The sequence below is a fragment of the Micromonospora sp. NBS 11-29 genome, from assembly GCF_002140155.1.
Taxonomy (GTDB): Bacteria; Actinomycetota; Actinomycetes; order Mycobacteriales; family Micromonosporaceae; genus Micromonospora.
Genome location: NZ_NAPR01000015.1, coordinates 1 through 9481, shown reverse-complemented (window position 1 = coordinate 9481; position 9481 = coordinate 1). Strand labels below are relative to the sequence as shown.

The following is a 9481-nucleotide window of genomic DNA, read 5'->3' as shown; positions in this document are numbered from 1 at the left end:
GCGAACGACTTGCACCGGCCGTCGGCGGCCAGGCCGCGCTGGCGGGAGAACTCGACGAACGGGCCGGGGGTGGCCATCACGGTGGCGCCGCCGGCCACCGCCAGCCCGCACTCGCGTTCGCGCAGCGCCTGGGCGGCGAGGTGGACCGCGACCGACGACGACGAGCAGGCGGTGTCCACGGTGATCGCCGGGCCCTCCAGCCCGAACGTGTAGGCGAGCCGGCCGGAGACCACGCTGGCGGCGGTGCCGGTGAGCACGTACCCCTCGGCGTTGGGCGCGCGGTGCAGCACCGCGGCGTAGTCCTGCCCGGACGTGCCGACGAAGACGCCGGTGCGGCTGCCGCGCAGCGACAGCGGGGCCAGGCCGGCGCGTTCGAACAGCTCCCAGGTGACCTCCAGCAGCAGCCGCTGCTGCGGGTCCATGGCGACCGCCTCGCGCGGGGAGACGCCGAACAGGGCGGCGTCGAACTGCCCGGCGTCGGCGAGGAACCCACCGGAGGCGGTGTACGAGGTGCCGGCGTTCTCCGGGTCGGGGTGGTGCAGCAGGTCGAGGTCCCAGCCCCGGTCGGTGGGGAAGTCGCCGATGGCGTCGCCGCCGTCCGCGACGAACCGCCACAGCTCCTCCGGTGAGGTGATCCCGCCCGGGTAGCGGCAGCTCATCGCCACCACGGCCACCGGCTCGGACTCCTGGGCGGTGACCTCGCGCAGCCGCTGGCGGGTCTGGTGCAGCTCGGTGACGACCCGGGTCAGGTACTCCCGCAGCCGCTGCTCGTCCCCGCCCGGGCCGGTGGTGCCCACTGCCGTGTCCGCCATGGTCGATCTCGCTCCCTGGTGTGCCACGCGTGCCTCAGGACAACCCGAGATCGCGGTCGAGAAGGTCGAAGAGCTCCTGGTTGCTGGCCGTACGCAGCCGGTCGGCGACGTCGCCGGTCGACTCCGCCGGCTCGTCCGCGCCGAGGCGTTCCAGCAGCCGGTGCAGGCGCATGGTGATCCGCACCCGGCCGATGTCGTCGCGCTCGCGCAGGGTGAGCGCCTCCTCCAGCCGGTCCAGTTCCTCGACGGTGGGCAGTTCCCGCGCCGAGGCCTCGTCGACGAGCTGGCCGCGCAGGTGCTCGGCGAGCGCCTGCGGGGTCGGGTAGTCGAACACCACCGAGCTGGCCGGGTCGAGGCCGGTGGAGCGGGCCAGCCGGCCGCGCAGCTCCACCGCGGTCAGCGAGTCGAACCCGAGGTCCCGGAAGGGCCGGTCGGCCTCCAGCGCGTGCGGGCTGTCGTGGCCGATCACCTCGGCGGCGGCGGCGCGGATCAGGTCGACCAGCAGCCGGTTCTGTTCGGCGGTGGGCAGGTCGGCGAGACGCTTGCGCAGCTCGGCGAGCGTGTCCGCGCCGGCGACGTCGCCCGGGTCGGCGGCGGCGGGCGCCGCCACCTCGGGCAGGTCGGCGATCAACGGCCGGTGCCGGGCCGCGGCGAAGACCGGCGCGAAACGCGCCCAGTCGACGTCGGCGACGGTGAGCACGGTGCCGTCGCCGGTGATCGCGGCGCGCAGCGCGGCCATCGCCGGCTCCCGGTCCAGCAGGGTGACGCCGCGCCGGCTCATCGCGGTGGCGTGCTCGGCGCTGACCATGCCGCCGCCGGCCCACGGCCCCCAGTTGACCGAGACCACGCGGGCCCGGCCGGTGGGGCGGGACTGCGCCCACGCGTCGAGGAACGCGTTGGCCGCGGCGTACGCGCCGTGGTCGCCGACGCCCCACGCGGCGGCGATGGAGGAGAAGTAGACGACCAGCTCCAGCTCGTCGGCGTCGAGCAGTTCGTCGAGGTGGCGGGCGCCGGCGGTCTTGCCGGACACCACGTCGGCCAGTTCGTCGGTGGCGACCGCGCGCAGCGGGTTGAGGCGGCCCACGCCGGCGGCGTGCACCACCGCGCGTACCGTCTCGCCCTCGGCCCGCAGCGCGTCGACGAGCGCGGTGACGGCGGCGCGGTCGGCCAGGTCGGCGGCGACCACCCGGGTCTGCGCGCCGAGGTCGGCCAGTTCGGCCACGGTGTCGGCGACACCCGGTGCGTCCGGGCCGCGCCGGCTGACCAGGATCAGCCGGCGGGCGCCGTGCCGGGCGAACCAGCCGGCGGCGTACCGGCCGATGGCGCCGGTGCCGCCGGTGATGAGCACGGTGTCCGGCGCGGACCAGGCCGGGGTGTCCGGCCGGGTCGGGCGCGGCGCCCGGGTGAGCCGGCGCAGGTGGACGCCGGTCGGGCGGACGGCGAGCTGGTCCTCGCCGTCGGTGTTGGTCAGCGCCCGCAGCAGGTGCTCGCCGGTCGCGGCGTCGAGGTCGGCGGGCAGGTCGAGCAGGCCACCGGCGTGTGCCGGGTGTTCCAGCGCGGTGACCAGGCCGAGGCCCCAGGTGGTGGCCTGCGTCGGCCGGGTGAGCGGGTCGCCCGGACCGGTGCTGACCGCCTGCCGGGTGAGCAGCCACAGCGGCCCGGTCGGCGCGGCTTCGGTGACGGCCTGGACCAGCGCGAGGTTGCCGGTGAGTCCGGCCGGCACGCCCGGGTACGCGGGGTGCGGCCGCTCGTCCAGCGCGAGTAGCGAGACGATCCGGCTGGGCCGGTCCGGCAGGTGCCCGGCCAGGTCGGCGCGGGTGACGGTGGCCGGGTCGACGGTGAGCGTGCGGACGTCGCCGCCGTGCGCGCCGATCAGCTCGGCGAGCCGGCCCGCCGCGTCGGCGGGGTCGTCGGTGGGCGTGACCAGCAGCCAGTCCCCGGCGGCCGGACCGGCGGTGAGCTGCCGGCGGGGCCAGGTGATCCGGTAGCGCCAACCGTCGGCGACCGCGTCGGCGCGCCGCCGCTGGTGCCAGTCGGCGAGCGTGGGCAGCTGGTCGCGCAGCGGCCGGTCCGGGTCGACGCCGAACCGGTCGGCCAGCGCGTCGCCGTCGCCGGCGGTGACGACCTGCCAGAACGCGTCGTCGACCGGGTCGGTGGCGGCGGGCGCGGCGGCGCCGCCGAGCACCTCGCCGTCGCCGACCGGCCAGTACCGCTGGTGGCGGAACGCGTACGTGGGCAGGTCGGCCGGGTCGGCGTCGGGCAGCAGCGCCGCCCAGTCCACCGGTACGCCGTGGCAGTGCAGTCGGGCCAGCGCGCCGAGCAGCGCGGGCACCTCGTCCCGGCCGCGACGTTGCACGCCGGTGACCAGCGGTCCGCCGTCGGGCAGCGCGTCGGCGGCCAGCGCGGTGAGCACGGTGTCCGGGCCGACCTCCAGCAGCGTGCCCACGCCGAGTTCACGCAGGTGGGTGACGGTGTCGCCGAAGCGCACCGCCTCCCGGACGTGGCGGACCCAGTAGTCGGGGGTGCGGATCTCGTCGGCGTCGACGACCCGACCGGTGAGGTTGGACACCAGCGGCACGGTCGGCGCGGCGTAGTCGAGGCCGGCGGCGACGGTGGCGAACTCGGCCAGCATCGGCTCCATCAGCGGGCTGTGGAACGCGTGGCTGACGGTGAGCCGCTTGGTGCGTACGCCGAGGGTGGTGAAGTCCTCGGCGAGCGCGGACAGCGCGTCGTCGGCGCCGGCGACCACGACGGCGGCCGGTCCGTTCACGGCGGCGACCGCGGCCCGGTCGGTGTGTCCGGCGAGCGCGTCGGTCACCTCGGTCTCGCCGGCGGCCACCGCGAGCATGCCGCCGCCGGCCGGCAGCGCCTGCATGAGCCGGCCGCGCTGGCCGACCAGCGTGCACGCGTCGGGCAGGGTGAGCACGCCGGCGACGTGCGCGGCGGTGATCTCGCCGACGGAGTGCCCGGCGACCAGGTCGGGGCGCACCCCCCAGTCGGCGAGCTGGCGGTGCAGCGCCACCTCGACGGCGAAGAGCCCGGCCTGGGTGAACGCGGTCTGGTCGAGCAGCGCGGCGTCGGCGCTGCCCTCGGCGGCGAAGAGCACGCTCTTCAGCGGTCGGGGCAGGTGCGCGTCGAGGTGCTGGCAGACCTCGTCGAGCGCCTCGGCGAAGGTGGGCAGCGCCTGGTACAGCTCGCGGCCCATGCCGGCGTGCTGGGCGCCCTGCCCGGAGAAGAGCATCGCCAGCGCGCCGCCGGGCGCGGCCACGTCCCGGTGCACGGCGGGGTGGTCCTCCCCCGCCGCCAGCGCCCGCAGCGCGGCCAGCCGGGTGTCGGGGTCGCCGGCCAGCAGCACCGCGCGGTGCCGCAGGTGGGAGCGGGCGGTGGCGAGCGTCCGCGCCACCGCGTCGTCGTCAGCGGTGTCGGCGGTGTCGGCGCCGTCGGCGGTGTCGGCGGCGAGGTGGGTGGCCAGGCGGGTGGCCTGGGCGCGCAGCCCGTCGGAGTCGGCGGCGGAGAGCGGCCACGGCAGCAGCGGCAGCGTCGCCCGGGGCGGGGTCTCCGGTTCCGGCGCGGGATCGTCGACCGGCGGGGCCGCTTCGAGGACGACGTGGGCGTTGGTGCCGCTGACGCCGAACGCCGACACCGCCGCCCGACGCGGCCGGTCCGTCTGCGGCCAGGGGCGGGCCTCGGTGAGCAGGTCGATGCCGCCGGTGGACCAGTCGACGTGCGGGGTGGGCTCGTCGACGTGCAGCGTGGGCGGGAGCAGGCCGTGCTGAAGCGCCAGCACCATCTTGATCACGCCGGACACGCCGGCCGCGGCCTGGGTGTGACCGAGGTTCGACTTGACCGAGCCGAGCAGCAGCGGCCGGTCGGCGGGGCGATCCTGCCCGTACGTGGCCAGCAACGCCTGGGCCTCGATCGGGTCGCCGAGGCGGGTGCCGGTGCCGTGCCCGTCGACGGCGTCCACGTCGGCCGGGGTGAGCCCGGCGTTGGCCAGCGCCTGCCGGATGACCCGCTGCTGGGCGGGGCCGTTCGGGGCGGTGAGGCCGTTGCTCGCGCCGTCCTGGTTCACCGCCGAGCCGCGTACCACGGCCAGCACCCGCCGCCCGTCGCGTCGGGCGTCGGAGAGGCGTTGCAGCAGCACCAGGCCGGCGCCCTCGCCCCAGCCGGTGCCGTCGGCGGAGGCGGCGAAGGACTTGCACCGGCCGTCCGCGGCGAGGCCGCGCTGCCGGGCGAACTCCAGGAACGGCCCGGGGGTGGCCATCACGGTCACGCCGCCGGCCATCGCCAGGTCACACTCGCCGGCCCGCAGCGCCTGCACGGCGAGGTGCAGCGCGACCAGCGACGACGAGCAGGCGGTGTCGACGGTGACGGCGGGGCCCTGCAACCCGAAGGTGTAGGACAGCCGGCCGGACACCACCGCCGCCGCGTTGCCGGTGGCCTGGTAGCCCTCGGTCTCGGCGCGGGCGGCCATCAGCAGCGTGGCGTAGTCCTGACCGTTGGTGCCGACGAACACGCCGGTGCTGGAGTCCCGCATCCCGGCCGGCGCGAGGCCGGCCCGTTCGAACAGCTCCCACCCGGTCTCCAGCAGCAGCCGCTGCTGCGGGTCCATCACCAGCGCCTCGCGGGGCGAGATGCCGAACAGGCCGGCGTCGAAGCCGCCGACGTCGGTGACGAAGCCGCCTTCGCGGGCGTACGAGGTGCCGGGGGTGTCCGGGTCGGGGTCGTAGATGGCGTCGAGGTCCCAGCCCCGGTCGGCGGGGAACGGGCCGATCGCGTCCCGGCCGTCGGCGACCAGCCGCCACAGCTCCTCGGGGCTGTCGACCCCGCCCGGGTAGCGGCAGCTCATCGCGACGACGGCGATCGGCTCGTCCAAGGCGGCCACGGCCCGGGTGGGCGTCGGTGCGGTCTCGGTGACGCCGAGGATCCGGTCGGCCAGCCAGGCGGCGAGCAGTTCCGGGGTGGGCCGGTCGAAGACCAGCGTGGCGGGCAGCCGCAGCCCGACCGCCTCGGCGATCCGGTTGCGCATCTCCACCGCGCTGAGCGAGTCGAAGCCGAGGTCGCGGAACGGCCGGTCCGCGCCGATCGCCTCGGCGGAGGCGTGGCCGAGCACGGCGGCGGCGTGCATCCGGACCAGTTCCAGCAGGGCGCGGCGGCGGTCCGGCTCGGCCAGGCCGGCGAGCCGGCCGCGCAGCGGGGACGACTCGGCCGGCTCGTCGTCGACGCGGGTGGCGGCGAGGAGGCGGGCCACCTCGGGCAGGTCCTCGATCAGCGGCCGGGGGCGGGCCAGCGCGTACGTCTGGTGGAACCGGTCCCAGGCGATGTCGGCCACGGCGAGGGTGGTCTCGTCCTGGGCGAGCGCGCGGGCGAGCACGGCGACGGCTAGGTCGGGGCGCATCGGCCGGACGCCGGAGCGGAACATCTGGTCGGCGGCGCCCTCGGTGTCCATCATGCCGCCGCCGTCCCAGGCACCCCAGGCCACGGCCGTGGCGGGCAGGCCGCGCCGGCGGCGGTCCTCGGCGAGCGCGTCGAGGAAGGCGTTGCCGGCGGCGTAGCCGCCCTGGAGGCCGCCGCCCCAGACGCCCGCGCCGGAGGAGAAGAGCACGAACGCGGCGACGTCGCCGCCGAAGGTCCGGTCGAGGTTGACCGCGCCGGCCACCTTGGCGTGGAGGCCGTCGGCGAGGTCGGTGAGTCCGGTGGCGTCGAGTGGGCCGGCGTGCGCGACGCCGGCGGCGTGGAAGACCGCGTCGACGCGTACGCCCTGGTCGGTGAGCCGGTCGACCAGGGCGCGCAGCGCGTCGGGGTCGGCGACGTCGCAGGCGGCGATGGTGACGGTCGCGCCGAGCGCGGTCAGTTCCGCCTCCAGTTCGGCCGCGCCGGGTGCGGCGGGGCCCTGCCGGCCGGTGAGCACGAGGTGGTCGGCGCCGTCGCGGGCCAGCCAGCGGGCGACGTGCGCGCCGAGCGAGCCGAGGCCGCCGGTGACCAGGACGGTGCCGGTGGGCTGCCAGCCGGCACCCGTCGGCGGGGTGTCACCGCCGGCGCGGGCCAGCCGGCGGCCGAACAGGCCGGAGGGGCGGACCGCGAGCTGGTCCTCGTGCCCGACGCCGGCCAGGACCACGGCGAGCCGGCCCCGGGCCCGCCGGTCCAGCACGGCCGGCAGGTCGACCAGGCCGCCCCAGCGGTCGGGGTGTTCCAGGGCGACGACCCGGCCGAGACCCCAGACCAGGGCCTGCCGGGGGTGGTCGAGCGGGTCGGCGCGGCCGGTGGAGGCGGCGCCGCGGGTGGCGCACCACAGCGGCGCGGCGCAGCCGGCGTCGCCGAGCGCCTGGACGAGCGCGAGTGTGCCGGCGAGCCCGGCCGGCACGACCGGTCGGTCCGGGTGGTCGGTCTCGTCGAGCGCGAGCAGCGACAGCACCCCGGTGATCGCGTCGGTGTCGAGGTCGGCGAGCTGCGCGGCCAGCGCCGACCGGTCCGGGTCGGCGACGGTGACCGGGACGACGCCGGCGCCGGCCTCGCCGAGGGCCGCCACGACCTGCCCGACCAGCGGGTCACCGGCGTACGCGGCGGGCGCGACGAGCAGCCAGGTGCCGGTCAGCCGGACCGTCGAGGCGGTGGTGAGGGGCTGCCAGCGCACCCGGTAGCGCCAGGCGTCCACGGTGGTCTCGTCGCGTCGGCGTTGCCGCCACCCGGAGAGCACCGGCAGCGCCTCGCCCAGGGCGCGGGCGTCGTTGCCGTCGACGTCGAGGGCGGCGACGAGCGCGTCCGCGTCGGCCCGTTCCACCGCGTCCCAGAACTGCCGGTCGGCCGGGTCCTCGGCGGTCGCGACCGGTCCGGTGCGCACCGGCGAGTCGGGCCAGTAGCGCTGCCGGTGGAACGCGTACGTGGGCAGCGGGACGGCCGGTCCGGCGGCGATGCCGCAGACCGCGGTCCAGTCCACGCCGACGCCCCGGGTGTGCAGCTCGGCCAGGGCGGTGAGGACGCGGGGCCAGCCGCCGGCGTCGCGGCGCAGGCTGTTGACCACGGCGGCCTCGTGGTCGCCGTCGTCGATGGTCTCCTGCATGCCGAAGCTGAGCACCGGGTGCGGGCCGACCTCCAGGAAGACCTGGTGGCCGTCGGTGAGGAGGGTGCGCACGGCCTGCTCGAAGTTCACCGTCTGCCGCAGGTTGCGGTACCAGTAGTCGGCGTCGAGCGTGGTGGTGTCGGTCTGTTCGCCGGTGAGCGCGGAGTAGAAGGGCACCTCGGCGGGGCGGGCGGTGATCCCGGCCAGGCTGGCCAGGAGCCGGTCGGCGACGGCCTCGACGTGCGGCGAGTGGGAGGCGTAGTCGACGTCGAGCGGGCGGACCCGCACGTCGTCGGCGGCGCAGGCGGCGACCAGTTCGGCGAGGGCGTCCGGGTCACCGGCGACCACCACCGAGCCGGGGCCGTTGACCACGGCGACGCAGAGCCGGTCGTCCCAGCGGCGCAGCAGCCGGTGTGCCCGCTCGGCGGGCAGGGCGACGGAGGCCATGCCGCCGCGGCCGGCGATGTCGGCGAGCACCTGGCTGCGCAGGGCGACGATCCGGGCGCCGTCCTCGAGGGAGAGCGCGCCGGCCACGCAGGCGGCGGCGATCTCGCCCTGGGAGTGGCCGACGACGGCGCCGGGCCGTACGCCGAGGGAGCGCCACAGCCGGGCCAGGGACACCATCACGGCCCAGAGCGCGGGTTGGACCACGCCGGAGGCGACCAGTGGCGGGGCGCCGTCGACGCCGCGCAGCACGTCGGTCAGGGACCAGTCGACCCAGGGCGACAGGACGGTCTCGCACTCGGCGATGGAGGCGGCGAAGACGGGTGAGCCGTCGAGCAGGTCGGCGGCCATGCCGGGCCAGTGCCCGCCGTGGCCGGAGAAGACGAACACGGGTGCGGGGTTGCGCAGGGCGGTCCCGGTGACCACGGTGGGGACGGTCTCGCCGTCGACGAGCGCGGTGAGCCCGCGAAGCAGCTCGTCGGGATCCTGTCCGAGCACGACGGCGCGGTGCGGGAAGGCGGTCCGGGTGGCGGTCAGGGCGTGGGCGACCTCCGCCGGCCCGAATTCGGGGTACGCGGCGAGGTGGGCGCGCAGCCGGGCGGCCTGTTCGGGCAGCGCGGCCCGGTCGGCGGCGGAGAGTGGGAGCGCGACGACGCCGGCGTCGGTGGCGGCGCCGGGTCGGAACTCGGCGGGGGCGGCGGTTGCCGGGGCGTGTTCGAGGATGACGTGGGCGTTGGTGCCGGAGATGCCGAACGAGGAGACGGCAGCCCGACGCGGCCGGTCCAGATCCGGCCACGGCGTGGCCTCCGTCGCCAGCGCTACCGCCCCGGCACTCCAGTCGACGTGCGGGGACGGCTCATCCACATGCAACGTCGGCGGCACGAGTCCGTGCCGCATCGCGAGGACCATCTTGATCACACCGGCCACACCGGCGGCGGCCTGCGTGTGCCCGATGTTCGACTTGACCGACCCCAACAGCAGCGGCGTCTCGCGGTCCTGCCCGTAGGTCGCCAGAAGCGCCTGCGCCTCAATCGGATCACCCAACGTCGTACCCGTGCCATGCGCCTCCACCGCGTCCACATCCGCCGTCGACAACCGCGCATTCGCCAGGGCCTGCCGAATCACCCGCTGCTGCGACGGACCATTCGGCGCCGTCAAACCATTC

The 9481-nt window shown here is 76.8% G+C and carries 2 protein-coding genes; both read right to left on the bottom strand.

What is annotated here, in order from left to right:
- On the bottom strand, window positions 1-812 hold an 812-nt coding region (locus tag B1205_RS20625), incomplete at its 3' end, for a beta-ketoacyl synthase N-terminal-like domain-containing protein (protein WP_254910092.1).
- Window positions 813-846: 34 nt separating this feature from the next.
- Window positions 847-9481: type I polyketide synthase (locus B1205_RS20620; protein WP_140158114.1), on the bottom strand; the 8635-nt coding region annotated here is incomplete at its 5' end.